Consider the following 24,365-nt stretch of genomic DNA (forward strand, 5'->3'; position numbering starts at 1 on the left):
TGCCTTCGGAGGGCAGCGCTCTATCCAGCTGAGCTACGGGCGCTTGTCCGCCTGAATAAACCAAGGCCTGCGCCGGGGCAACCGAGGCCGGCTGCGGCCCTAATGAATGCCGACGACCCGGATGAGCAGGAGGCTCATCGCAATCAGCGCGGCCAGCGAAACGGTCACGGCGACGGTGATTCTGGGCCCGGCGTCCGCGATGCTTTTAAGGTCGACGCCGAGGCCCAGGGCCGCCATCGAAACGGCGGTCAGCCATTTCGAGGCGATGGTGATCGGCGCGATCGTTCCGGCCGGCAGGGCGCCGGCGGACCGCACCATGGCCAGCGCGACGAAGGCGACAATGAACCACGGCACGAACTGGTGCACCGGCAGCGTGCGCCGCGTCGCGGCGGGTGTCGGCGTTTCGCCGCCCTTGGCGGGCATGCGCCCCGCAAACACCGACAGCACGATCACCAGCGGGCCGAGCATCAGCACCCGCACCAGCTTCACCAGCGTTCCGATCTGGTTGCTCAACGCGCCGATCGGCAGCGTTGCCGCCAGCACCTGCGGCACGGCATAGACGGTGAGACCGGCGACGACGCCGTATTGCGATTGCGAGAGTTGCAGCAGCGGAACCAGCAGCGGCAGCAGCAGCACGACGACGACGCCGAGAAACGCCGTGAAGGCGATCGAGGAGGCGATATCACGCCCGCTCGCGCCAATGACAGGCGCGACCGCCGCGATGGCCGAATTGCCGCAGATTGAGTTGCCGCAGGAGACAAGAATGGCGAGCTTGCGGCTCAGTCCTAGGGCGCGGCAGATCGCGTAGCTTGCGATCAATGCCGTGACGACGATCGCCGCGATGCCGGCGATCAGCGGCCAGCCGACCGTCGCGAGCGTCGCGAAACTGACGGTCGCGCCGAGCAGCGCGACGGCGATCTCCAGCGGGAACCTGGCGCAGAAGTCGATGCCGGCCTTCCAGTCGGGCCCGGGCGTCCATGCGGTGCGGATCGCGGTGCCGACGAGGATCGCCAGCACAAGCTCCTCGATATAGAGGTGCCCGATGACGTTTTCCTCGACCCGCTGCAGCACGATGGCCGCAAGCGTGATGACGCCGCACAGAGCGATGCCGGGAATGAGGCTGGCCACGCGCATCGGTGGAAATTGCGACCGGATTGGACGGTTGAAACAATGGCGGCGGAGCAAATCGGCTTATTCGAGGCCGGCCATCGTGACAACGCCGATTTGAGGCATGGCGCCTGTGCGCGACGGTACCCCGTGCCCGGCTCTTGCGCCGGCGCGGGCGTATCCGATGCCTGTCACCGGCCGGGGCTTGCTGCGGCCGTGTGATCGCTGCAAAAGAGAGCCTGAAACATGGCCCGGAAGCCCCGGTTTTGCCCGCCTTTGCGGCGGTCTATAATGGGGCCCGTTGCCGAAGGAGCATGATCGATGTCGCAACTGGCTGAGAAGACGACCGGCAAGCCGGCGGTCTCGCTGAAGGATTCCAACTTCGTCTGGGAAGACCCGCTCGATCTCGAGCACGATCTCTCGGAAGAGGAGCGCATGGTGCGCGATACCGCGCGCGGCTTTGCGCAGGACTATCTGATGCCGCGCATCCGCGAGGCCTATGCGACCGAAACCTATGACAAGACCATTCTCCCCGAGATGGGCAAGCTCGGCCTGCTCGGTCCGACGATCCCGGAGGAATACGGCGGCGCCGGCCTCGGCTATGTCGCCTATGGCCTGATCGCCCGCGAGATCGAGCGTGTCGACTCAGGCTACCGCTCGATGATGTCGGTGCAGTCTTCGCTGGTGATGTATCCGATCTATGCCTACGGCACCGAGGCGCAGCGGCGGAAATATCTGCCCAAGCTCGCGACCTCCGAGCTGATCGGTTGCTTCGGCCTGACCGAGCCGGACCACGGCTCCGATCCCGGCTCGATGGTGACGCGCGCCGAGAAGGTGGCGGGGGGCTACAAGCTCAACGGCGCCAAGACCTGGATTTCCAATTCGCCGGTCGCCGACATCGCGGTGGTTTGGGCGAAGCTCGACGGCAAGATCCGCGGCTTCGTGGTCGAGCGCGGCGCCAAGGGTTTCTCGACCCCGAAGATCGAGGGCAAGCTGTCGCTTCGCGCCTCGATCACCGGCGAAATCGTGCTGGAAGACTGCGTGGTGGGCGAGGATGCGCTGCTGCCGAACGTGCAGGGCCTCGCCGGTCCGTTCGGCTGCCTCAACAACGCGCGCTACGGCATCGCCTGGGGCGCGATGGGCGCCGCCGAGTTCTGCTGGCACGCGGCGCGGCAATACACCCTCGATCGCAAGCAGTTCAACCGGCCGCTGGCGGCGAACCAACTCGTCCAGAAGAAGCTCGCCGACATGCAGACCGAGATCGCGCTCGGCCTCGCCGGTGCGCTGCGGCTCGGCCGCATGCTGGAGGATCATCGCGCCGCGCCGCCGTCGATTTCGCTGATGAAGCGCAACAATTGCGGCAAGGCGCTCGACATCGCGCGGGTCGCCCGTGACATGCACGGCGGCAACGGCATCTCCGACGAGTATCACGTCATGCGCGTGCTCTCGAACCTCGAGACCGTGAATACCTACGAGGGCACGCACGACATTCACGCGCTCATCCTCGGGCGCGCGCAGACCGGCATTCAGGCGTTCTTCTAGGCTCGCCTCTCGCGACAGGCCCCGCGCCGCCCGGCGCGGGGTGTGACTTTGGAATTTCATTCCCATGGACCACACCGTCATCGCCATGCTGGCCGGAGTTGGCGTATTGGGTGGCATTATTGCGACGATTGTCGGTGGCGCGGCGATCGTCGTCTATCCGGTGCTGATCGCGTTGGGTTTTTCGCCGCAGATCGCTGCGGTCACCAATCTGATCGCGCTGACGCCGGCGACCATGCTGGCGGCGCTGGCCGACCGCAAGCAATTGCCGCCGCTCAACCGCGACTTCGCCGGCCTCGTGACCGCATCGATCGCCGGCGCCGGCATCGGCGCGGCGCTGCTGGTGCTGACGCCTGAGCGCCTGTTTTCGATGATCGTGCCGCTGCTACTTGGCTTCGCCACGGTGCTGTTTGCATTTTCGGAGCGTCTCGGCCGGTGGCTGCGCGCACGGGCGGCCGAACGCGGCCGCGAACTCGCCATCAACATCGCCAGCCTGAAATTCATCCTGCCGGTATCGCTCTATGGCGGCTATTTCGGCGCCGGGGTCGGCATCATGATGCTGGCGGTGTTCTCGGTCGCGACCGGCGGCGACTACCGCTCGGCCAATGTGACGAAGAATTTCGTCATGAGCCTGAACTCTACGGTGGCCACGCTGATTTTCTGGCGGCAGGGCGTCGTGCATTGGCCGCAGACCTTCGCGCTGATGGCGGGAACGCTGGTCGGAGGCCTCGCCGGCTCGTACCTCGCGCGCATCATCCCGCGCGAAGTGATGAGGGTGCTGATCGTCGCCGTGGGGGCGCTGCTGACGATCGCGTTCGCTCGCCGCTACTGGTTCTGAGGCTGCACAGCCGTCACAGCGGCAGGCCGGCCGAGCGCTGCGCCAGCTCCACAATCCGCGCCACCATCGCGCTGTCCGGGTCTTCGAGCGGGTCGATGGCCGAGAAGTGATTGGCGCCGGGAAGCTCTTCATAGCGCGTCCACACGCCGCGGCCGCCCCAGGCGTCCGCAATGGCCTTGCTCTGGCGCAGGAACTCGGCGGATTCATCGCCGCCGACCACGCAGTCGAGCACATGGCCGGTCGGTACCTGCCAGTAGATCGGCGAGAGCTTGTAGGCCTCGTCATGGTCGAGCTTGAGCGAGTCGTTGACCGGCGTGTGCAGGACCGGCTCAAGCTCGAACACGCCGGAAATGGCGTAGCCGATATGAGCGAGGTCGGCCGGCACATCGGCGTCCAGCGCCTTGAAGTCGGTCGCCACCATGCAGGCGGTGAGGTGGCCACCTGCCGAGTTTCCAACCACGGTGATGCGCTTGCCGTGCGCCTTCCACAGCGCGATGCAGGCCGCGCGCGTCTGGTCGATGATCGCAGCAAGCGTCACTTGCGGACAGAGATCGTAGCCGAGCAGCGCGACGTCGAGGCCGCGCTCGTTCATGCCGCGCGCGACGTGGCTGAAGCTCGCCGGCTCGAAGGCGCGCCAGAAGCCGCCGTGGATGAAGACCGCAAGCGGCGCATTGGAGTCGCGGGAATTGGCGGGGAAGAAATCGTAGATCTGGCGCGGCGAGGGACCATAGGCAACGTCGATTTTCGTGCCATCCGCCTTGCGGGCTTCGCGATAGGCGGCGGCGTTGCGCTTCCAGCGCGCGAAAATCTCCGGGTGTTCCTTCACCCGTGAACGGGTGTCGTACTCTGCCTTGTAGTCAATCGCCATGCAGCCAACCTCTCGTCCGTCAAATTCGGCCGGACATTGCTGCATTGTGCCAGCCGCGGCAAGCCTGAGTTTTTGGCAAGCGGGCCGCTCCGGTTTTGTTCGCCACGCCGAAACGCGATAAGTTCCCGCCATGAGCCGGATCATTCAGCGGCCGATCGAGATTCCGGTCGACGGCCGCCAGTCGGAAACAGCATTGCTGGTCGCGCGCGGGACCGCGCGGCTGCTGCTGTCGCACGGCTTTTCGTGCGTGCAGGAGCTGCCTCTCAATTCGGGCCGCCGCGCCGATCTTGTCGCGCTCGATGCCGGCGGTGAAATCTGGATCGTCGAGGTGAAGTCGTCGATCGCCGATTTTCGCGCCGATCAGAAGTGGCAGGACTATCGGTTGCACTGCGACCGCCTGTTTTTTGCGACCGCGGCGACCGTGCCGGCCGAGATCTTTCCGGAGGATGCCGGCCTCATCGTTGCGGATGCCTATGGCGCGACGGTGTTGCGCGAGGCGCCGCATCACCGGCTCGCCGCAGCGACGCGCAAGAGCATGATGCTGTGCTTTGCCCGCGCGGCGGCGCTGCGTCTGCAGGCGCTCGCCGACCCGAACGGGCCTTATGGGGATTTCACCTAGAGCCGGCTGTCTTCGCTAGCGCGGAGCGCGCTTCGCCAGGATACGCTGCAGCGTGCGGCGGTGCATGTTGAGCCGGCGCGCGGTTTCCGAAACGTTGCGGCCGCACAGCTCGTAAATGCGCTGGATGTGTTCCCACCGCACGCGGTCGGCCGACATCGGATTTTCCGGCGGGTCGATGTCCTTGCGGTCCTGCGCAAGCAGGGCGGCGACGACGTCGTCGGCGTCGACCGGCTTCGCCAGATAGTCGACGGCGCCGAGCTTCACGGCGGTCACCGCGGTCGCGATGTTGCCGTAGCCGGTCATGATGATGCCGCGCGCCTCGGGACGCCGGCGCTTCAACGCCGAAATGACATCGAGGCCGTTGCCGTCGCCGAGCCGCATGTCGACCACGGCGAAAGCCGGCGCGTCGCGTTCGACCTGGCGCAGACCTTCCGCGACCGACTCGGCGATCGTGACCTCGAAGCCGCGGCCTTCGATCGCCTTGGCGATGCGCTGCAAAAATGACTTGTCGTCGTCGACGATCAGCAGCGTCCGCTCCTCCGGGATTGCGTCGCGGTGAACCGTGGTGCTGCTTTCGGTCAGGACATCCATCATGATTGCGTGTTCCAACGCCCTTCAGTTGTTTGTGCGAGACTGTGTGATTGTGACAGCGAGCATAATGGCTTTGCCGCGCCAATCCTATCGAAAAAATCCCGCCATCACGACACCGTGACGCCCGGATTGCCGGCGGTTCGTTCGAAAACGTCGCGGTTCCATCGCAGCGTGATGACCGCGCCACGTTGCGGCGGCTGCCGGTTGCGGAACCGCAGCGTCGCGCCGGTCCGCTCCAGCAGCGTCTTGGCGATGAAGAAACCGAGGCCGAGGCCGGCATCCTCGCTGTCGTCGCTGTCGGCGCGGCGTGGCCGCGTCGTCACGTAAGGCTCACCGACGCGGTCGAGAATATCGGGATCGAAGCCAGGGCCGTCGTCGGCCACCGTGATGATGACGTCGTCGTCGGTCCAGGTGGCATCGACCGTGACGCGCTCATTTGCGAAATCGACGGCGTTTTCGAGAATGTTGCCGACCCCGTAGAGGATCGCCGGATTGCGGGCGCCGACCGGTTCGGTGTCGGCGCCGCGGTCGAGCGTCACCGCGATTTCGACGCCGAAGTCGCGGTGCGGCGCGACCAGTTCCTCGATCAGCGTCGACAGCTTCACGCGGTCGAACGGTTCGCCGCTCGACGACAGTTCCGTCAACTTGGCGATGATCTCGCGGCAGCGCGTTGCCTGCTCGCGCAGCAGCCGCACGTCCTCGGCATGGGGCGAGCCTTGCTCGATCGAGCGTTCCAGTTCGCGCGCGATCACGGAGATGGTCGAGAGCGGCGTCGCCAGTTCGTGCGCGGCGGCGGCGGCGAGGCCGTCGAGCTGCGACAGATGCTGCTCGTGCGTCAGCGCGAGTTCGGTGGCGGCGAGCGCATTGGCGAGTTGGCGCGACTCCTCGGTGATCTGCCAGGCGTAGACGCTGATGAAGCCGAGCGCGAGCAGGATCGAAAGCCACACCGCCATCATGTAGATCGGCGGCAGAACCAGCGGCTCGTCGGCGTCCCACGGCAGCGGGTAATGGACGAACACCAGCACGGTGGCGCAGACCACCGCGAAGGCGCCGAGCACCAGCGTGTAGCGCGGCGGCAGCGCGGTCGCGGAAATCAGGACCGGCGACAGGAACAGGAAGGCGAACGGGTTCTGCAACCCGCCGGTGAGATAGAGCAGCACCGCAAGTTCGGCGATGTCGAAGGCCAAGAGCCAGGCGACCCGGTCGGGGTCGAGCCGCTGGGTCTGATGGAAGCGCAGCCGCAGCGCGACATTGAGCCAGGCCGACAGCGCGATGACGGCGAGGCAGGCCCAGAACGGGAATTCGAATTCGAGGCCGTATTCGACAGCCAGCACCGCCGTGGTCTGGCCGACGATGGCGAGCCAGCGCAGCCGCACCAGCGTTTCGAGGCGCACGGTCCGGCGCGGGCGATGTTGGGCGACGCCAAAATCGAGCATGCGGGCACTTTATCGTGCCCTTGTCGGCACTCAAAATCGCGTCCATCCGCTATGCTGCGGCGGGGCTTGCGCGACACGGCGCGCCGCGTCACATCGAAGCCTGGAACCCGGACCGTTCATGGACGCCATCGCCATATCCGCCACTGTGAATTCCGCCATCGCGGTCGAGCGGTTGCGCAAGGTCTACAACGGGGTGGTGGCGGTCGACGATATCACATTTGCCCTGTCGCCGGGGTCGATCACCGGCCTGCTTGGCGGCAACGGCGCCGGCAAAACTACCACGATCGCGATGATCATGGGGCTGGTGACGCCGACCTCGGGCGCGGTCAACGTGCTTGGCGCCGCGATGCCGCGCGAGCGCTATCGCGTGCTGCACCGGATGAATTTCGAGAGCCCCTATGTCGACATGCCGATGCGGCTCACGGTGCGGCAGAATCTCACGGTGTTCGCCGAACTGTACGGCGTCGACGACGTGCCGGCGCGGATCGCGGCGCTTGCGGCCGACCTCGATCTCACCGAGTTCATCGACCGTCCCAACGGCAAGCTGTCGGCCGGGCAGAAAACCCGCGTTGCGCTGGCGAAATCGCTGCTGAACGAGCCGGAAGTCCTGCTGCTGGACGAGCCGACCGCCTCGCTCGATCCCGACACCGCGGACTGGGTGCGTGGACGGCTTGAGACATTCTGCCGCCGGCGCGGCGCGACCGTGCTGCTCGCTTCGCACAACATGAGCGAGGTGGAGCGGCTCTGCGCGCGCGTCATCATCATGAAGCGCGGCCGCATCGAGGACGACGACACGCCGGAAAAACTGCTGGCGCGCTACGGCCGGCGCAATCTCGAGGAGGTGTTCCTCGACGTCGCCCGCGGCCGCGAGCGGGAGGCCGCACAATGAGTCCCGCCAGCGCGACACAAGCCTTTTCGGTGCGCCGGGTCAGCGCCATGGTGCGGCGTTACTGGTATCTCCTGAGCTCGTCGTGGCCGCGCATCCTCGACCTGATCTACTGGCCGACGGTGCAGATGCTGATGTGGGGCTTCCTGCAGCTTTACGTCTCGCAGCACGGTGGCTACTTCGCGCAGGCGAGCGGCGTTTTCATCGGCGCGGTGCTGTTGTGGGACATTTTGTTTCGTGGCCAGCTTGGCTTTTCGATCTCGTTCCTCGAGGAAATGTACGCGCGCAACCTCGGCAACATCATGATGTCACCGCTGCGGCCCGTGGAGCTGATCGTCTCGCTGATGATCATGAGTATCGTGCGATTGTCGATCGGCATGATCCCGGTGTCGTTCCTCGCCATCGCGTTCTTCGGCTTCAACCTGTGGGCGCTCGGCCTCGCGCTGGCGGCGTTCTTCCTCAATCTGATCCTGACGAGCTGGGCGATCGGGATATTCGTCGCCGGACTGCTGCTGCGGAACGGTCTCGGCGCGGAGAGTCTCGCCTGGACCATCATGTTCCTGTTTCTGCCGCTGACCTGCGTCTATTACCCGGTCGCGGTGTTGCCGGTCTGGCTGCAATGGGTCGCCTGGGCGCTGCCGCCGACCTATGTGTTCGAGGGCATGCGCGCGCTCATCATCGACCACACCTTCCGCGCCGATCTGATGATCGAGGCGCTGGCCTTCAATATCGTGCTGTTCGCAGCTGCATCATGGGCCTTCCTCTGGCTGCTGGAGAGCGCCCGCGAGCACGGGTCGCTTATTCAGACCGGTGAATAACTCATAAGCTACTGAAATTATTTTGATTTTCTGCCATGCGCCGGCGTAAACGCGAAATCCACCGATGCGTCCTATATTGACCCTATGGGCAAATCGGGACACCCTGCTGCGCTGCAAAACGGGTTGGGGAAGACGTCATTGCCGATCGGTGAATTCGACGGGGCCGCAAGCCTCGAAGGCGGCGGAGGTTTGCACCTCGCGACGCCGCTCTACTGGATGTACGAACTGGGCCAGGCTGCGCTGAATCCCGCGCGCGCCGTCGCCGATGCGACCCGGCTCTATTTCAAGAACCCCGCCAATCCCTTCGCACACACGACCTACGGTAAATCGGTCGCCGCCGCCGCCGAGCTGTTCGAGCGCACGACGCGCCGCTACCGGCAGCCGGGGTGGGACATCGAGGAAACCACGGTCGGCGGCGAGCATATCCCGGTGCGCATCAACAGCGTCTGGGAGCGGCCGTTCTGCAAGCTCCTGCATTTCGAGCGTGTGTTCTCGCGTCCGCCCCGACGGCCGCAGCCGAAACTGCTGATCGTCGCGCCGATGTCGGGACATTACGCCACGCTGCTGCGCGGCACGGTCGAGACGTTCCTGCCCAACCATGACGTCTACATCACCGAGTGGGTCGATGCGCGCATGGTGCCCCTGTCTGCGGGCCGTTTCGATCTCGACGATTACGTCGACTATGTGGTTTCGATCCTGCACAGGCTGGAAGGCGACTGTCACGTCATCGCCGTGTGCCAGCCGTCGGTTCCGGTGCTTGCCGCTATCGCCTCGATGGAGGCGAAGAACGACCCTTACGTCCCGCATTCGATGGTGCTGATGGGCGGGCCGATCGACACCCGCATCAATTCCAACGCGGTCAACCAGCTCGCCGAAACGCGCGGTCTCGAGTGGTTCCGCTCCCACGTCATCACCAAGGTGCCGTTCCCGCATCCGGGTTTCATGCGCGACGTCTATCCGGGGTTCCTGCAGCTGCACGGCTTCGTCAGCATGAATCTCGATCGCCATCTCGAGGCGCATCGCGACCTGTTCCTGAATCTGGTGAAGGGTGACGGCGATTCCGCGCAGAAACACCGCGAATTTTACGACGAATACCTCGCGGTGATGGATTTGACCGCGGAATTCTATCTTCAGACCGTCGATGCCGTGTTCATTCGTCATTTGCTGCCGAAGGGTGAACTGACGCATCGCGGCACGCCGATCGATCCGGGCAAGATCACGCGGGTCGCGTTGATGACGGTCGAGGGCGAAAACGACGACATTTCGGCGGTGGGACAGACCGAAGCCGCGCAGCGGTTGTGCTCGAACATCCCCGCCGACCGCAAGACGCATTATGTTCAGCCCAGCGTCGGACACTACGGCGTGTTCAACGGTTCCCGGTTCCGCGCCGAAATTGCGCCACGCATTTCGGATTTCGTCCTGAGCAACGGCGCCGCGCGCGCCAAGCCGGCGGAACGCCCTGCGCCAAAGTTCTCCGTTGTCAAGAATTGACGGGTTCGCGCGCGTCACTACAAATCGGTTGCGTTGGCCGGCGGTTTAGCTGAAACCCATTCGGGTCGGCTTCATCCGCTGCTTTGCTTGCCGGCGCACTTTCCGCGATCGGGACCGTGTCATGACCTTGCGCGCTTTGCTCAGACGCAGCGATCCGCAGCCGGAGACCGTTACGGTTTTCTTCGAACAGTCGGCGTATTTGGTTCGACTTGCGCGTAATCCGCAGGCGCGGCGTTACACGCTGCGCATCAACGCCGCGACGCGCGAGGTGCTGCTGACGCTGCCGCCGCGCGGCAATCTGCGCGACGCAAAAGAATTCGCGCAGAAGCACGGCGCCTGGATTGCCTCGCGGCTCGAACGCATGCCTGAGCCGGTCGCTTTCGCCGACGGCACCGCGATTCCGCTGCGCGGCGCGCCGCACCGCATCGTGCATCGCCGCGGCGCGCGCGGCACAGTCTGGGCCGAGATTACGGGCGGCGAGCGGCTGCTCTGCGTCGCCGGCGACACGCCGCATGTCGCGCGGCGCGTGCAGGACTTCCTCAAGCGCGAGGCGCGGCGCGACCTCGCCGCAGCGAGCGAACGGGCGGCCGCCGCGCTCGGCGTCGGCATCGCACGCATCGCGATCCGCGATCAGGTCAGCCGCTGGGGCTCGTGCTCCGCGACCGGCGTTTTATCCTATTCCTGGCGTCTTATTCTCGCGCCGCCCGTCGTGCTCGATTATCTCGCCTGCCACGAAGTGGCTCACCTGATCGAGATGAATCATTCGCGCCGGTTCTGGCGGCTGGTCGAGCGCATCTGCCCGAACTTCTCGGAGGCCAAGCATTGGCTCGACGAGAACGGCTCGGACCTGCATCGCTACGGCGCCCGCGCGCAGACGGATGCGGCCTCCACAACCGCGGTGGATTAGAGCCCTTCGTGCTTCGCCCCGGAACCTTCGCGATGACGGCGCTGCTCGCGGCGCTGACCGGCATCGGGCCGCTCACCACCGACATGTATGTGCCGTCGCTGCCGGAGATCGCGACCAATCTCGATGCCACGACCGCGCAGACGCAGCTGACGATTTCCACCTATCTCGTCGGATTTGCCGTCGGGCAGATCATCTGGGGACCGTTCGCCGACCGCCACGGCCGCAGGCCGGTGCTGCTTGTCGCGCTCGGTCTCTATATCGCGGCGACGGTGGTGGCTGCGCTCGCGCCCACGATCGAGGTGCTGGTCGCCGCGCGCGTGGTGCAGGGCATTGGCGGTTCCGGCGGCATCGTGCTGGGCCGTGCCGTGGTGCGCGACCTCTATTCCGGCGCGCGCGCCGGGCGCGAAATGTCGGTGATCAGCGCGGTGATGGCGCTCGCGCCCGTCATTGCGCCGGCGCTCGGCGGCGTGCTGGAGACCGCCTTCGGGTGGCGCTCGACGTTCTACCTGCTGGTCGTTGCCGGCGTGTTGCTTGCCGCGATGGTTTTCGCGCTGCTCCCCGAGACGCTGAGGATTCGCGCCGACGAGCCGGTGTCGCCGGGGTCGATTCTGCGATCGTTCCGGGTTCTGGTGAAAAGCCCGTCTTATCTCGCTTATGCGGCCATCGCGGTGACGACCTATGCCGGTCTGTTCGCCTGGATTTCCGGCGCGTCATTCGTGCTGCAGGGCTTGTTCGGGCTCGATGCCTTCGTGTTCGGCCTTGCCTTTGCGGCCGCCTCGGCGGGTTACATGGTGGGCGCGATGATTGCCGCGCGGATCGTCGGGCGGCTTGGGCTCGACGGCACCATCGGCATCGGCGCCGCTGCCCAGGCCTTCGGCGGGCTTTGCATGGTGGCGGCGGTGGCGAGCGGCCATGCGTCGGCCTTCACGCTCGTCGCCACAGTCGCGATCTATCTCGGCGGCATGGGGCTGGTGCTGCCGCAGGCGGCGGCCGGCGCGTTGACGCGGTTTCCGGAACGGGCGGGGGCGGCATCATCGCTCGTCGGCTTCGTGCAGCAAAGCGGCGCAGCTATCGTTGGTGCGCTGGTCGGCCTTGCGCTCGGCGCGAGCGCCTGGCCGCTTGCGCTGACGATTGCGATTGTCGGCGTGCTGGTGCTGCTGGCGTGGGTCACGACACGCGGCGTGCGGGTGCGGGGAGTTTAATCGCGCGTTTTTTATGCGCGTTTTCTTCACGCGAACCGGTTCCCACTTCGCTTGAAAACGCTATCGCCGTCCAAACAGATTGTCGAGCAGCCAGCCGTCGAGGCCGCGATTCTGCTGTTGCGGCTCCGGCGTCTGTGAGGGCGCGACGGCCGGCGGCCGGTCGCCGCCGCTTGCCGCATTGGCGAGGCTCTTGAGCGCGGAGATCAATCCGCCGCCACCGTCATTGTTCGCGGGCGCGGGAAGCTGCGCGACCGGCACGCCCTGATGCGCCGCGCGCATGTAGCGGCTCCAGATTTCCACCGGCATGCCGCCGCCGGTGGTCTTCCTGGTCGGCGAGTTGTCGTCGTTGCCGAGCCAGACCCCGGTGACAAGATGCGGTGTGTAGCCGATGAACCAGGCGTCGCGGAAATCCTGGCTGGTGCCGGTCTTGCCGGCCGCCTGCCAGCCCGGCAGGCTCGCCTTGTGCGCGGTGCCGATCTTCAGCGTCTCCATCATCATCGCGTTCATCTCGGCGTCGATCGTCGGATCGATGATGCGGCCGAGCGGCTGATCGCGGTGTTGATAGAGGACTTTGCCCTCCGGCGTCGAAATGCGCTCGACCACATGCGGCATCACGGCGAGGCCGCCATTGGCGATCGGCGCATAGGCGCCGGTCAGCTCCAGCAGCGTGACCTCCGAGGTGCCGAGGGAGATCGAGGCGTTCGGTTCGAGCCGTGAGGCGATGCCGAGCCGGTGCGCGGTGCGGATCACCGCCATCGGCGAGAATTCCAGCGTCAGCCGCACCGAAACCGTATTGAGCGACATCGCCAGCGCCTGCGTCAGCGTGACGTCGCCCAAATATTCGTGGCTGTAGTTTTCCGGGCTCCAGCCCTTGATCTTGATCGGCTTGTCGGGGCGCACGGTGTCCGGCGTCAGGCCGTGTTCCAGCGCGGTCAGGTAAACGAACGGCTTGAACGACGAGCCGGGCTGCCGCCGCGCGGCGACCGCGCGGTTGAACTGGCTTTCGCCGTAGTCGCGCCCACCGACCAGCGCGCGCACCGCGCCGTCCGGCGTCATCGAGACGAGAGCGCCCTGGCTGACGCCGCCCTTCGCGCCCTTGGCGTTGAGTTCGTCGACCAGCGCCTGCTCGGCGACGGCCTGCATGCCGGCATCGATGGTGGTGACGACGACGAGATCCTGATCGATATGACCGACCAGGTCGTTGACGGCGTCCATCACCCAGTCGGCGACGTAGTTGACGCCGCCGCCGCTCGCCTGGGCGACGATCTTCGGCGGCTTGGCGAGCGCCGTGCGCTCGGTCGCCGCGGTGATGAAGCCGCAATCCTTCATGGCGTCGAGCACGATGCGAGCGCGCTTCTCCGCGCCGTCGAAATTGCGCGTCGGCGCGAGCCGCGACGGCGATTTGACAAGGCCGGCGAGCAGGGCGGCTTCGGCGACATTGACCTGCCGCGCCGGCTTGCCGAAATAGCGCTGCGCGGCCTGTTCGATGCCGGTCGCGCCGGAGCCGAAATAAATGCGGTTGAGATAGAGTTCGAGGATCTCCGCCTTGGTGAACTTCCATTCCAGCCACAGCGCGAGCATCGCCTCCTGCAGCTTGCGGTGAATGGTGCGGTCCTGCGTCAGGAACAGGTTCTTGGCGAGTTGTTGCGTGATCGTCGAGCCGCCCTGGCTGACGCCGCGATGCAGCACGTTTGCCATCAGCGCGCGGGCGATGCCGAACGGATCGATGCCGACATGCGAATAGAACCGCCGGTCCTCGATGGCGATGAAGGCATTCGGCAGATAGGGCGGCAGTTCTTTCAGCTTCAGGATCGCGCCGGCGGTGTCGCCGCGCACCGCAAGGGGCCGCGCACGGAGATCGACGATATGAATCGAGGGCGGGCGCTTCGGGATCTCGAGCGACTGGATCGGCGGCAGATGCGCGCCGACCCAGACGACGATGCCGGCGGTCGCGACGCCGCCCCAGATGGTGAGAACGACGCACCAATAAGCGAGCCGGCCGAGCAGCGAGCGGCGCTTGCCGCTGCCGCCACCACGGCGCTTGCGGCGTTTGCGCGAAGAGGATTTGCGTGACGTGCGCGGACCCGATGGCCGGTCGGCAGGGTCGGCGCGCAGGGCAGGCCCCGAGTCCGAATCGAACACCGGTTCGCGGCGTTCGCCTTTATTCTGCCGTCCCGCCATCGCTCGTCCCGAAAACTGCCGACGGCGGCTGGCCGTCCGGTCTCCCCGCAGGCAACGCTATGCGGCGCGATTTAAGGGGCCGTTACCGGCGGCAGCGTGGCGGTAACATGCTGAAATTCAGCCGTTTTTTGCCGTTTTGGTGGCCGCCTCGGCGCTCGGGAAAAGCCCAAGCAGCGCGCGCTTGATCGCGGCCTGACGGGTCGGCGACGTGATCTGCGCGCCCAGAAGATCGGTGACATAGAAGACGTCGACCACCCGCTCGCCGAAGGTCGCGACATGCGCCGAGGCGATGTTGAGATTGAGCTTCGACAGCGTGGCGGTGAGTTCGTAAAGGAGGCCGGTGCGGTCGAGGCCGGTGACCTCGACCATCGTGTAGCGGTGCGACCACTGGTTATTGATGGTGACCGCCGGCTCGACGGCGAAGGCGCGGATGCGCCCCTTCGATGCGGAGCGCTTCGCCACCACCTCGGGAAGCCGCATATCGCCATGCAGCGCCTTCTCGATCGCTTCGGCGATGCGGCGGGCGCGGCGCTCCTCGTCCTCGTCCTGGTCGAATTCGCGCGACACCGAGATGGTGTCGAGCGCGAGCCCGTCCGTCGTCGTATAGATCTGCGCGTCGACGATATTGGCGCCGGTGGCGGCGCAGGCGCCGGCGACGATCGACAGCAGCCGCGGATGATCGGGCGTCAGGATCGTCAGCTCGGTGATGCCGCGTTCGGCATTGAATCCGATTTTCGTCGCAAGCCGCTTGCCGGCCTTTTCGGCTTCGCGGACGAAGCGCGCGTGTTCGATCTTGTGCGCCAGATCGACCTTGAGCCAGTAGGCGGGATAGAGCCGGGCCATGTAAGCATCGAGTTCGCCGGCCGGCCAATCCGACAGCGCGCCACGCAGATCCTTCTGCGCGATGGCGACGCGCTGGGCGCGGTTGACCTCGGAGAAGCCGCCGGTCAGCACTGGCTCGGTCTCATAATAAAGCGTGCGGATGAGCTGCGCCTTCCAGCCGTTCCACACGCCGGGGCCGACGCCCTTGATGTCAGCGGTGGTCAGGATCGTCAGCAGCTTCAACTGCTCGAGCGATTGCATCACGCCGGCGAAATTCTCGATGGTCCGGCGGTCCGAGAGGTCGCGCGACTGCGCGATGGTGGACATGAGAAGATGGTGCTCGATCAGCCATGCCACCGTTTCGGTTTCGCGCGCCGACAGGCCGAAACGCGGGCACAGGCGCTTGGCGATCTTCATGCCGGCGATCGAGTGGTCCTCCGGCCGTCCCTTGGCGATGTCGTGCAGGAACAGCGCTACATAGAGCACCCGCCGGTTTTGCGGCTGGATGTTCTTCATCAGTTCGTTGGCGAGCGGCGTGTCCGCGCTGTTGTCGCGCTCCATGTCGGTCAGGAAGCCGATGCAGCGCAGCAGATGCTCGTCCACCGTATAGTGGTGGTACATGTTGAATTGCATCATCGCGACGATGCGGCCGAAATCCGGCACGAACTTGCCGAGCACGCCAGCCTCGTTCATACGCCGCAGCACGGTTTCGGGATCGTTTTTCGACGTCAGAATTTCGAGGAACAGCTCGTTGGCTTCCTCGTCGTTGCGCAGGTCGGCGTCGATCAGCTTCAGCGAACGGGTGATCGCGCGCTGGGTGTCCGGGTGCAGCGCCAGATTGTGCTTCTGCGCGAGATGGAAAATTCCGATCAGGTTGATCGGCCGCCGCTTGAACACCTGCGCGTTGGCGATGGTGATGCGGTTGTGGTCGACGATGAAGTCGTCGCTCTCGGCAAGCTGGCGGCGCTTGACCGGCCGCAGCTTCGCCATCATGCGGCTCAGTACCGGGCCGCTCTTGGCGTGGCTGTCCTCCAGTTCGGCGCAGAGGATCGCGGTCAGGTCGCCGACGTCTTTCGCGATCAGAAAGTAATGCTTCATGAAGCGCTCGACGTCCTTCAGGCCCGGATGCTCGGTGTAGCCGAGCCGCACCGCGATCTCGCGCTGGATGTCGAACGACAGCCGCTCCTCGGCGCGGCCGGTGATGAAATGCATGTGGCAGCGCACCGACCACAACAGGTCTTCGCAACGGCGGAACTGGTTGTACTCGGCACGATCGAACACTCCGCGCTTGATCAGCTCGTCCGGCTCGCGCACGCGGTAGACGTACTTCGCGATCCAGAACAGCGTGTGCAGGTCGCGCAAGCCGCCCTTGCCGTCCTTGACGTTGGGTTCGACCAGATAGCGCGACTGCCCGGCGCGGCGATGCCGCTCCTCGCGCTCGGCGAGCTTGGCGGCGACGAATTCGGCGGCGGTGTTCTGCACCACGTCCTCGTCGAAGCGCGTCGCCAGCTCGTCGAACAGCTTGCGGTCGCCGAACAGGAAGCGCGCCTCGAGGATCGCGGTGCGGATCGTCATGTCCGCCTTGGCCTGACGGATGCACTCGTTGATGGAACGGGTGGCGTGGCCGACCTTCAGGCCAGCGTCCCAGAGGCAATAGAGAATGGTCTCCGCGACCGACTCGCCCCAGGCCGTCTGCTTGTAAGGCAGCAGGAACAGCAGATCGATGTCGGAGTCCGGCGCCTGCAGGCCGCGGCCATAGCCGCCGGTGGCGACGATCGCCATCCGCTCGGCCTCGGACGGGTTCTGCGACGGATAAAGATGCTTGCGAACGAAATCGAACAGCAGGCCGATCAGCTTGTCTTCGAGGCGGCAGATGCGCTCGGCACAGCGGCGGCCATGACGGTCTTGGAGCAGCAACTGCTCGGCGCGGGCGCGCCCCTCGACCAGCGCGGCTTTCATGCGCTGCGCGAGCGCGGTCCGTAGCGCCGCTTCGTCGCTGCGGTGGGTCTTGGCGGACTTCTCGAAATCCGCGGCGACGGCGCCAAAATCGACGAGATCGATGGCGGGACGTCCCGTCTGCTCGCGGCCGGCGGCATCGTTGCGATCGGTCGCGAGGGAGGACATGAGGCACCCGGATAGCGGAGGCGGCGGACGGTATCACCGCTGCCCCACAAGTTTCCGGCCGTCGCCCGTTCCGGCCGACAGCGACAATTCACCGGGAAGCCTGATTTACTGAAAGACAGCCGCCGTTTTCAAGCTGGAAAACGCCGAAATTTGGAGGATTATTGCTGGCGCCGGGCGCGCTGTCGTGCCGCAAAAAGGATGGCTTTGCCCGGCCGGCTGCTATCCTGCGCCGGAGAGGCGTGAAACGAGGGTCCGATGAGAAGCCTGCAATTGTGCCGTTGCGGTGAGCCGCTGGAATTCGCCGAAGTCGCCAATCCGAAGCCGACCGGGACCGAAGTCTTTCTCAAGGTGCTGGCCGCCGGCGTCTGCCACAGCGATCTTCATATCTGGGATGGCTACTACAATCTCGGCGGCGGCAAGACCCTGAAGCTGACCGATCGCGGCGTGAAGCTGCCGCTGACGATGGGGCACGAGAATGTCGGCGAGGTGGTCGCTGTCGGGCCGCAGGCGCGCGGCGTCAAGGTCGGTGACAAGCGGCTGGTGTTTCCCTGGATCGGCTGCGGCCAATGCGCGGTCTGCAAGCGCGGCGACGACCAGCTCTGCATGTCGCCGCGGTTCCTCGGTGTGTTCCGCGACGGCGGCTATGCAACGCACATGATGGTGCCGCATCCGCGTTATCTCGTGAACTACGGCAAGATGCGGCCGGAATTCGCCGCGCCGCTCGCCTGTTCGGGTCTCACGGCTTATGGCGCGCTGAAGAAGCTCGGCTCGCTCATCAAGACCGAACCGGTCGTGGTGATCGGCGCCGGCGGTCTCGGTCTGATCTGCATCTCGATCCTGAAAGCGATGAAGGGCAAGGGCGCCATCGTCGTCGATATCGATCTCGCCAAGCGCGAGGCCGCAAAGCGGGCCGGCGCGCTCGCGGTGATCGATGGCAAGGCGGCGGACGTGCTCGAACAGGTCAAAGCGGCGGCGGGCGGCGCGGTCTGGGGGGTGATCGATTTCGTCGGCGCCGGTAACACCACGAAAATGGCGTTCGACAGCATCGCAAAGGGCGGCAAGGTGATCGTGGTGGGCCTGTTCGGCGGCGACGTCACCATTCCGGTGCCCTATCTGCCGATGCGGGCGGCGACGCTGCAGGGCTCCTACACCGGCAGCCTCGCCGAACTGAACGAGCTGGTGAAGCTGGTGCGGCGGATTCCCCTGCCGCTGCTGCCGACCGCGACGACCAAGCTCGACAACGGCCAGAAGGTGCTCGACAACCTGAAAGCCAACAAGGTCGTCGGCCGCGTCGTGCTGACGCCCTGAGTCTGCCGTCACGGCCGCCGCAGGATTCCCCGCATGCGAGGTGTGCGCCGCGCGGCCTTGACCGCGCGGCCCTGGTTGCCGACAAAGGCCGCGACCGCCGCCCCGCCGGCCGCAAGTGATTCTCTCCATGACCGTTGAAACGTCTTTCGCCATTGTGCTCGCGATCCGCATGATCGTGACCGCGCTGTTCGTGATCGGCGCGACAGTGGGGGCGGAGCGCGCCGGGCCGCTGGTCGGCGGGTTGATCGCGACGCTGCCGCTTGGCGCCGGTCCGGTCTATGTCTTCCTCGCGATGGACCACGACACCCAGTTCATTGCCGACAGCGCGGTGACGACGCTTGCAATCAACGTCGCCAACGTCGCATTCGCAGTCGTCTACGCGCTCCTCGCGCAGCGGCGCTCGCTCGGTCTCAGCGTCAGTGTGGGGTTGATGGTCTGGCTCGCGATCGCGCTGGCGATCAATGCGATCTCGTGGAGCTGGGCAGGCGCGGCGCTGTTCAACCTCGTTGCGTTGCCCGTCGCGCTGTGGCTCGTGCGGCCGCTGCGCCTGACGGCGGTGCCGCGCACGCCGTCGCGCTGGTACGAGATGCTGTTGCGCGCCGTGCTGGCGGCGCTGCTGGTGGGCGTGACGGTGACGCTGAGCTTCCGGATCGGCCCCGCGAGCAGCGGCATTCTCGCGGTGCTTCCGATCATCCTGTTGAGCATCATGGTGATCATGCATCCCCGCGTCGGCGGGCGGCCGACCGCGGCGGTGTTGTCGAACGGCGTGCTCGGTCTCGTCGGCTTCGCATTCGCGGCGACCGCGCTGCATTTTGCGGTTCGACCGTTTGGCTCGGCCGTCGCGCTGTCGCTTGCGCTGTCGATCTCGGTGGGCTGGGGGTTGCTGGTATTTGCCGCGCGCCGCCGCGGCGTGGCGGTCTGAGGTCAAGGGCGATGCTGACCGATCCGATGTTCTGGTATGGCCTCGCGCTGAAGGTCGCGATGACGGCCGGGATCGTGGTCGCCGCCTCGCTGATCGTCGAGCGCAGCGGGCCGTTCATCGGCTCGTTGATCGCGTCGCTGCCGACCGCAGGTGGTGCGGCGATGATCATCCTAGCGATGGAACATTCGCCGGCCTTCATCGCGCACAGCACGATCGGCAGTCTGATCGCCAATGCCGCCTGCGCGGCCTTTGCGCTGTCTTATGCGGCGCTGGCGCAGCGGAACTCGCTCGTCGTGTCGCTCGGCGGCGCGCTGGCGATCTGGCTCGGCGCGGTTTTCCTCGCGCGGCTCTACGACTGGACCATCGTCAGCGCGATCGCGCTCAATGCCGCGGTCTATCCGCCGGCGATCTGGCTCGGCCGCCGCTTTCGTGTCGACAGCGGCGGCGGCAAGGTCGTGCTGTCCGGCGCGGATCTCGCCTGGCGCGCCGCCGTGGTGACTGTTGTGGTGATATCGGTGACGACGGCCAGCCACTCGATCGGCTCGGTCGCCTCCGGAATCTTCGCGTTCTTTCCGGTGGCGATGGGATCGTTTTTCATCATCCTGCACACGCGGCTCGGCGGGCCGGTGGCGGCGAGTGTCGGAGCCTATGTGCTGACCCCGATCATCGGGCTCGGCCTCGGCTTCGTGGTGGTGCACCTGATGGCGGAGCCGGTCGGCGTCTGGTGGTCCTATCTCGCCGCGCTGGCGGTCTGCCTCGGCTGGAACGCGATGCTGTGGATCGCGCGCAACCGGGCGCGGGCTACTTCGGCGGCGCGCTGAGCTTCGCCTTCAGCGCGTAGAGCGCTTCCATCGCCTCGCGCGGCGACATCTCGTCCGGATTGAGCGCGGCGAGCGCCGTCACCACCTTGTCCAGCGGATCGTTGGCCGGAGCGGCCGGCTTGCGCGGGGCGGGGGCGGCGAACAGCGGGAGGTCGTCGAAACCCTTGGGCGTTGCGCGGTCTTCCGCTTCGAGCTTCGCCAGCACGTCCTGTGCCCGCTCGATGACGCTCGGCGGCAGCCCCGCGAGCTTCGCCACCTGGATGCCGTAGGAACGGTCGGCGGCGCCGGCCACCACCTCGTGCAGGAAGACCACTTCGCCGTGCCATTCCTTCACGCGAACGGTGGCGTTGTGCAGGCGCGGCAGCCGCGCCGACAGCGCGGTCAATTCGTGATAGTGCGTGGCGAACAGCGCGCGGCAGCGGTTTGCCGCGTGCAGATGTTCGATGGTCGCCCAGGCAATCGACAGGCCGTCGAAGGTCGCGGTGCCGCGGCCGATCTCGTCGAGGATCACCAGCGCACGCTCGCCAGCCTGATTGAGGATCGCGGCGGTCTCGACCATCTCGACCATGAAGGTCGAACGGCCGCGGGCGAGATCGTCCGCCGCGCCGACGCGGGAAAACAGCCGGTCGACCACGCCGAGATGCGCCTTGCGCGCCGGCACGAAGCTGCCGGCCTGCGCCAGCACGGCGATCAATGCATTCTGCCGCAGAAAAGTGGATTTGCCGGCCATGTTCGGGCCGGTCAGCAGCCAGATACGGCCGCCGTTTGAGGCATCGTCCTTGCTGGCCGGTGCCGACAGGTCACAGTCGTTGGCGACGAACGGTGTGCCGTCGCGCGCCAGCGCCTGTTCGACCACCGGGTGGCGACCGCCTTCGATGACGAAGGCCATGCCGTCATCGACGGTCGGGCGCACGAAGTCGCGTTCGGCGGCGAGCGCCGCAAGGCCGGCGGCGACGTCGAGAATCGCCAGCGCCTCGGCGGTTTGCTTGATCTCGCCGCCTTGCGCGATCACGGCGCCGGCGAGCCGCTCGAAGATGTCGAGTTCGAGGCCGAGCGCGCGGTCGGCGGCGCTGGCGATTTTCGATTCCAGTTCGCCAAGCTCCGCCGAAGTGAAGCGCACCTGGCCGGCCAGCGTCTGGCGATGGATGAAGGTGGCGTTGAGCGGCGCGGCCATCAGCTTGTCGCCGTGCTGGGCCGTCACCTCGACGAAATAGCCGAGCACGTTGTTGTGCCGGATCTTCAGCGTTTTGATGCCGGTGTCGTCGGCATAGCGCGCCTGCAACGCGGCGATGACGCGGCGGGATTCGTCGCGCAGCCCGCGCGCTTCGTCGAGCGCCTTGTCGTAGCCGGAGCGCACGAAACCGCCGTCGCGCTTCAAGACTGGCAATTCTTCCGCGAGCGCGTGGGCGAGTTCGGCGGAAAGGCCAGGGTCCGGCCGGCGGCAGGCCGCTGCGGCATCGGCCATTTCGGCTGGTGCCTTCTTGAGAACGGCGAGCCGTTGCGCGATGGCGCCGGCGGCGATCAGGCCGTCGCGGATGCCGGCGAGATCGCGCGGTCCGTCGCGGCCGACCGCGATGCGCGCCAGCGCGCGGGCCAAGTCCGGCGCGGCGTTGAGCATGTCGCGCAATTCGCCACGCAGCGTCGCGTCCGCAACGAAAGCGGCGACCGCGTCGTGCCGCCGCGCGATGGTTTCGACGTCCGTCAAGGGAGCTGCCAGCCGTTGCGCCAGCAGCCGCGAGCCTGCGGAAGTCACGGTGCGGTCGATCGCCGCGAGCAACGAGCCGCGCCGTTCCCCGCCGAGCGTGCGCATCAGTTCGAGATTGGCGCGAGTCGCCTGGTCGATCGCCATCGAGGCGCCGTTGCCCTCGCGCTGCGGCGGCGACAGCGGCGGACGCTTGCCGATCTGGGTGCGTTCCACATAAGTGACGCAGGCGGCCGCGGCGGTGAGTTCAAGCCGTGACAAGGTGCCGAACGAATCCGCCGTGGCGATAGCGAAGAAATCGGACAGCCGCCGTTCCGCGGTCGCGCCATCAAACGCGTCTCGCGCGAGCGGCGTCACCGCCGGCAGCGCGCGCCAGAGCTGAACGAGATCGCCGTCGGCATAGAGTGCGTCCGAGACGATGATCTCGCCGGGCTCGATGCGGGCGATCTCGGCGGAGAGGCCGGTCCGGTCACATTCCGCGATGCGGAACTCGCCGGTCGAGATGTCGATCCAGGCGAGCGCGAAGCGGTTGTCGTCCTTGTCGGAGGCTTTCGCCCGCGCGACGGCCATCAGATAGTTGTTGCGGTTGGCGTCGAGCAGGGTGTCTTCGGTCAGCGTGCCGGGTGTCACCAGCCGCACCACGTCGCGGCGGACGACTGCCTTGGAACCGCGCTTCTTGGCTTCGGCGGGATCCTCGAGCTGCTCGCAGACCGCAACGCGATGGCCGAGCGCGATCAGCTTATGCAGATATTCCTCGGCGCGGATCACCGGCACGCCGCATAGCGGCACGTCGCGGCCGAGATACTTGCCGCGCTTGGTCAGCGTGATGCCGAGCGCGCGGGAGGCGACCTCGGCATCCTCGAAGAACATCTCGTAGAAGTCGCCCATCCGGTAGAACAGCAGACAGTCCGGGTTGGCGGCCTTGATCTCGATGAACTGCGCCATTGCCGGCGTAACGCGGGTGTCGTCACCAGCCGCGATGGCGCGATTGGCATCCTCCGCGGCGCTGTCGGGCGCTTCGGGCAAATCAGGCTCGGACATTCCGGCGGGCTTGGCGGCAACCATCGCCGCGCACGCTAGCAGATGGGGCCCGCGCTTTCCTACCGCGCGGGCCGCTCAACCCACAGTGAAGTCGGCCGCAAAGATCAGCGTTTTCAGCTACTTGAACGTGACGCCGGTGAGCTTTTCGAAATTGCCGCGGTCGATGGCGGCACGCTGGACCGGTGACAGCTTGAGCTCGTCGAGAATCCGGAGGGTCTCGCGAATATACATCGTGCCGCCTTCGGGATCGAACGGGCAGTCCGAGGCGAAGACGATCTTGTCGAAGTCGAAGAAGTCGAAGCCCGCGCGCATCGCCGGCGCCGCGGTGAACGTCGCGGTATCGGCGTAAAACGAGTGTTTGAAATAATCGAGCGGGCGCTTCTTCAGGCCTTTGAGCACCGCTCCGTAGTCCTCGTCCGAGGTGCGCTGGCCGAGCACGTCCCAGCCGGGGCCAAGGCGGCCTTCCAGCATCGGCATGATGCCGCCGAAGTGATGCACGATGATCTTCAGCGCCGGATATCTGTCCATGATGCCGGAGAACACGAGCCGCGCCATCGCCGCGCCGGTTTCGTAGGACCAGCCGAGCGCCCACCAGATTTCGTATTTCGACTTTTTCTCCGAAAGATAGTCGGGGAAATTGGCGGCGCGGGCCGGGTGCAGCCAGATAGGCCTGCCGCTTTTCGCCATCGCGGCAAACAGCGGCTCGAAGGCCGGCTCGTCGAGCGGGCGTCCCGCGATGTTGGTGTAGATCTGGATGCCGAGCGCGCCGTTCTTCATCGCGCGTTCGGCCTCGCGCACGCCGGCATCGGCGATGGCCGGCGAGGTCTGCGCCACCCAGCCCGGAAACTGTTTCGGATACTTCGCGCAGATCTCGGCGAAGCCGTCATTGATGACCTTGCAATAGTCCTCGATCTCGGCCGGCGATTTCGCCAGCACTTCGACCGGCGGCATCGGATAGGAGAGAATCTGCGCGTAATCCGGGAAGCTCTCGACCATGCGGCGGCGGTGATCGAGGTCGTAGATGCCTGGGATGCTGCGCATGCGCTTGCCGATGTCGCCGGCGCCGCTGGCGACCAGCTTCTCGTAGAATTTCTCCGGCATGAAGTGAGTGAAGGCGTCGATGCGCATGACAGTCTCCGGTA

At 66.1% G+C, this 24,365-nt stretch carries 19 protein-coding genes; 11 read left to right on the plus strand and 8 right to left on the minus strand.

Going from position 1 to position 24,365, the window contains the following annotated elements; all coding sequences use genetic code 11:
* Positions 1-99 precede the first annotated feature (99 nt).
* Entirely contained in the window at positions 100-1,134 is a 1,035-nt protein-coding gene (locus AB7F10_RS17845; protein ID WP_428563960.1) for a YeiH family protein, read from the minus strand.
* Positions 1,135-1,428: 294 nt separating this feature from the next.
* On the opposite strand from AB7F10_RS17845, the gene AB7F10_RS17850 reads away from it, so the two are divergent.
* The gene (locus tag AB7F10_RS17850; RefSeq protein WP_428563963.1) at positions 1,429-2,649 is read left to right on the plus strand and encodes an acyl-CoA dehydrogenase; all 1,221 of its coding nucleotides are present in this window, start codon (positions 1,429-1,431) and stop codon (positions 2,647-2,649) included.
* A 64-nt stretch (positions 2,650-2,713) separates the two neighbouring features.
* Positions 2,714-3,484, plus strand: a complete 771-nt coding sequence (locus AB7F10_RS17855; RefSeq protein WP_428563966.1) for a sulfite exporter TauE/SafE family protein — start codon at positions 2,714-2,716, stop codon at positions 3,482-3,484.
* A gap of 13 nt (positions 3,485-3,497) precedes the next feature.
* Here AB7F10_RS17855 and AB7F10_RS17860 read toward each other — a convergent pair whose 3' ends face one another.
* Positions 3,498-4,352: an alpha/beta hydrolase gene (locus tag AB7F10_RS17860; protein WP_428563969.1), complete on the minus strand. Its 855-nt coding sequence runs from the start codon at positions 4,350-4,352 to the stop codon at positions 3,498-3,500.
* A gap of 130 nt (positions 4,353-4,482) precedes the next feature.
* On the opposite strand from AB7F10_RS17860, the gene AB7F10_RS17865 reads away from it, so the two are divergent.
* The gene (locus AB7F10_RS17865) at positions 4,483-4,971 is read left to right on the plus strand and encodes an MmcB family DNA repair protein (RefSeq protein ID WP_428563972.1); all 489 of its coding nucleotides are present in this window, start codon (positions 4,483-4,485) and stop codon (positions 4,969-4,971) included.
* A 15-nt stretch (positions 4,972-4,986) separates the two neighbouring features.
* Here the strand turns inward: AB7F10_RS17865 and AB7F10_RS17870 are convergent, their stop codons facing one another.
* The gene (locus tag AB7F10_RS17870) at positions 4,987-5,565 is read right to left on the minus strand and encodes an ActR/PrrA/RegA family redox response regulator transcription factor (RefSeq protein ID WP_428563975.1); all 579 of its coding nucleotides are present in this window, start codon (positions 5,563-5,565) and stop codon (positions 4,987-4,989) included.
* Positions 5,566-5,669: 104 nt separating this feature from the next.
* Positions 5,670-6,998 (minus strand): ActS/PrrB/RegB family redox-sensitive histidine kinase, encoded by a 1,329-nt coding sequence (locus AB7F10_RS17875; protein ID WP_428563978.1) that lies wholly within the window; start codon positions 6,996-6,998, stop codon positions 5,670-5,672.
* A gap of 118 nt (positions 6,999-7,116) precedes the next feature.
* Between AB7F10_RS17875 and AB7F10_RS17880 the strand changes: the two genes are divergently transcribed.
* From AB7F10_RS17880 to AB7F10_RS17900, 5 genes are all read left to right on the plus strand, one after another.
* On the plus strand, positions 7,117-7,887 hold the full coding sequence (locus tag AB7F10_RS17880; RefSeq protein WP_428563981.1) for an ABC transporter ATP-binding protein: 771 nt from the start codon (positions 7,117-7,119) through the stop codon (positions 7,885-7,887).
* Positions 7,884-8,702, plus strand: a complete 819-nt coding sequence (locus AB7F10_RS17885; protein WP_428563984.1) for an ABC transporter permease — start codon at positions 7,884-7,886, stop codon at positions 8,700-8,702. Before AB7F10_RS17880 ends, AB7F10_RS17885 begins: the two co-directional genes overlap by 4 nt.
* Positions 8,703-8,840: 138 nt before the next feature.
* Positions 8,841-10,193, plus strand: coding sequence for a polyhydroxyalkanoate depolymerase (locus AB7F10_RS17890; protein ID WP_428563987.1), 1,353 nt, complete (start codon positions 8,841-8,843; stop codon positions 10,191-10,193).
* A 121-nt stretch (positions 10,194-10,314) separates the two neighbouring features.
* The gene (locus AB7F10_RS17895; protein WP_428563990.1) at positions 10,315-11,100 is read left to right on the plus strand and encodes a M48 family metallopeptidase; all 786 of its coding nucleotides are present in this window, start codon (positions 10,315-10,317) and stop codon (positions 11,098-11,100) included.
* Between the two features lie 8 nt (positions 11,101-11,108).
* Positions 11,109-12,302, plus strand: a complete 1,194-nt coding sequence (locus AB7F10_RS17900; RefSeq protein WP_428563993.1) for a multidrug effflux MFS transporter — start codon at positions 11,109-11,111, stop codon at positions 12,300-12,302.
* A 60-nt stretch (positions 12,303-12,362) separates the two neighbouring features.
* Here AB7F10_RS17900 and AB7F10_RS17905 read toward each other — a convergent pair whose 3' ends face one another.
* Positions 12,363-14,483 (minus strand): transglycosylase domain-containing protein, encoded by a 2,121-nt coding sequence (locus AB7F10_RS17905; RefSeq protein ID WP_428563996.1) that lies wholly within the window; start codon positions 14,481-14,483, stop codon positions 12,363-12,365.
* Between the two features lie 117 nt (positions 14,484-14,600).
* Complete coding sequence (locus tag AB7F10_RS17910; protein WP_428563999.1) at positions 14,601-17,429, minus strand: [protein-PII] uridylyltransferase; 2,829 nt, start codon at positions 17,427-17,429, stop codon at positions 14,601-14,603.
* A 255-nt stretch (positions 17,430-17,684) separates the two neighbouring features.
* Here AB7F10_RS17910 and AB7F10_RS17915 point away from each other — a divergent pair, with 255 nt between their 5' ends.
* From AB7F10_RS17915 to AB7F10_RS17925, 3 genes are all read left to right on the plus strand, one after another.
* Positions 17,685-18,737: an alcohol dehydrogenase gene (locus AB7F10_RS17915; RefSeq protein ID WP_428564002.1), complete on the plus strand. Its 1,053-nt coding sequence runs from the start codon at positions 17,685-17,687 to the stop codon at positions 18,735-18,737.
* 127 nt (positions 18,738-18,864) lie between these two features.
* Positions 18,865-19,659 (plus strand): hypothetical protein, encoded by a 795-nt coding sequence (locus AB7F10_RS17920; RefSeq protein WP_428564005.1) that lies wholly within the window; start codon positions 18,865-18,867, stop codon positions 19,657-19,659.
* Between the two features lie 11 nt (positions 19,660-19,670).
* A complete protein-coding gene (locus AB7F10_RS17925; RefSeq protein ID WP_428564007.1) occupies positions 19,671-20,480 on the plus strand; it encodes a hypothetical protein in 810 nt (269 codons plus the stop codon).
* On the opposite strand, the gene mutS is transcribed toward AB7F10_RS17925, so the two are convergent.
* Both mutS and AB7F10_RS17935 read right to left on the minus strand, forming a co-directional pair.
* Positions 20,461-23,223, minus strand: a complete 2,763-nt coding sequence (mutS, locus tag AB7F10_RS17930) for a DNA mismatch repair protein MutS (protein WP_428564010.1) — start codon at positions 23,221-23,223, stop codon at positions 20,461-20,463. The two genes, AB7F10_RS17925 and mutS, sit on opposite strands and share 20 nt — an antisense overlap.
* 117 nt (positions 23,224-23,340) lie before the next feature.
* Complete coding sequence (locus AB7F10_RS17935) at positions 23,341-24,351, minus strand: amidohydrolase family protein (protein ID WP_428564013.1); 1,011 nt, start codon at positions 24,349-24,351, stop codon at positions 23,341-23,343.
* Positions 24,352-24,365 lie beyond the last annotated feature (14 nt).

It is taken from the genome of Pseudolabrys sp. (assembly GCF_050250095.1).
Taxonomy (GTDB): Bacteria; Pseudomonadota; Alphaproteobacteria; order Rhizobiales; family Xanthobacteraceae; genus Pseudolabrys.

Bases quoted from the DNA above. Each gene is read 5' to 3' on its own strand.
- AB7F10_RS17845 (WP_428563960.1), bottom strand. From the start codon at position 1,134: ATGCGCGTGGCCAGCCTCATTCCCGGCATCGCTCTGTGCGGCGTCATC.
- AB7F10_RS17850 (WP_428563963.1), top strand. From the start codon at position 1,429: ATGTCGCAACTGGCTGAGAAGACGACCGGCAAGCCGGCGGTCTCGCTG.
- AB7F10_RS17855 (WP_428563966.1), top strand. From the start codon at position 2,714: ATGGACCACACCGTCATCGCCATGCTGGCCGGAGTTGGCGTATTGGGT.
- AB7F10_RS17860 (WP_428563969.1), bottom strand. From the start codon at position 4,352: ATGGCGATTGACTACAAGGCAGAGTACGACACCCGTTCACGGGTGAAG.
- AB7F10_RS17865 (WP_428563972.1), top strand. From the start codon at position 4,483: ATGAGCCGGATCATTCAGCGGCCGATCGAGATTCCGGTCGACGGCCGC.
- AB7F10_RS17870 (WP_428563975.1), bottom strand. From the start codon at position 5,565: ATGATGGATGTCCTGACCGAAAGCAGCACCACGGTTCACCGCGACGCA.
- AB7F10_RS17875 (WP_428563978.1), bottom strand. From the start codon at position 6,998: ATGCTCGATTTTGGCGTCGCCCAACATCGCCCGCGCCGGACCGTGCGC.
- AB7F10_RS17880 (WP_428563981.1), top strand. From the start codon at position 7,117: ATGGACGCCATCGCCATATCCGCCACTGTGAATTCCGCCATCGCGGTC.
- AB7F10_RS17885 (WP_428563984.1), top strand. From the start codon at position 7,884: ATGAGTCCCGCCAGCGCGACACAAGCCTTTTCGGTGCGCCGGGTCAGC.
- AB7F10_RS17895 (WP_428563990.1), top strand. From the start codon at position 10,315: ATGACCTTGCGCGCTTTGCTCAGACGCAGCGATCCGCAGCCGGAGACC.
- AB7F10_RS17905 (WP_428563996.1), bottom strand. From the start codon at position 14,483: ATGGCGGGACGGCAGAATAAAGGCGAACGCCGCGAACCGGTGTTCGAT.
- AB7F10_RS17910 (WP_428563999.1), bottom strand. From the start codon at position 17,429: ATGTCCTCCCTCGCGACCGATCGCAACGATGCCGCCGGCCGCGAGCAG.
- AB7F10_RS17915 (WP_428564002.1), top strand. From the start codon at position 17,685: ATGAGAAGCCTGCAATTGTGCCGTTGCGGTGAGCCGCTGGAATTCGCC.
- AB7F10_RS17920 (WP_428564005.1), top strand. From the start codon at position 18,865: ATGACCGTTGAAACGTCTTTCGCCATTGTGCTCGCGATCCGCATGATC.
- AB7F10_RS17925 (WP_428564007.1), top strand. From the start codon at position 19,671: ATGCTGACCGATCCGATGTTCTGGTATGGCCTCGCGCTGAAGGTCGCG.
- mutS (WP_428564010.1), bottom strand. From the start codon at position 23,223: ATGTCCGAGCCTGATTTGCCCGAAGCGCCCGACAGCGCCGCGGAGGAT.
- AB7F10_RS17935 (WP_428564013.1), bottom strand. From the start codon at position 24,351: ATGCGCATCGACGCCTTCACTCACTTCATGCCGGAGAAATTCTACGAG.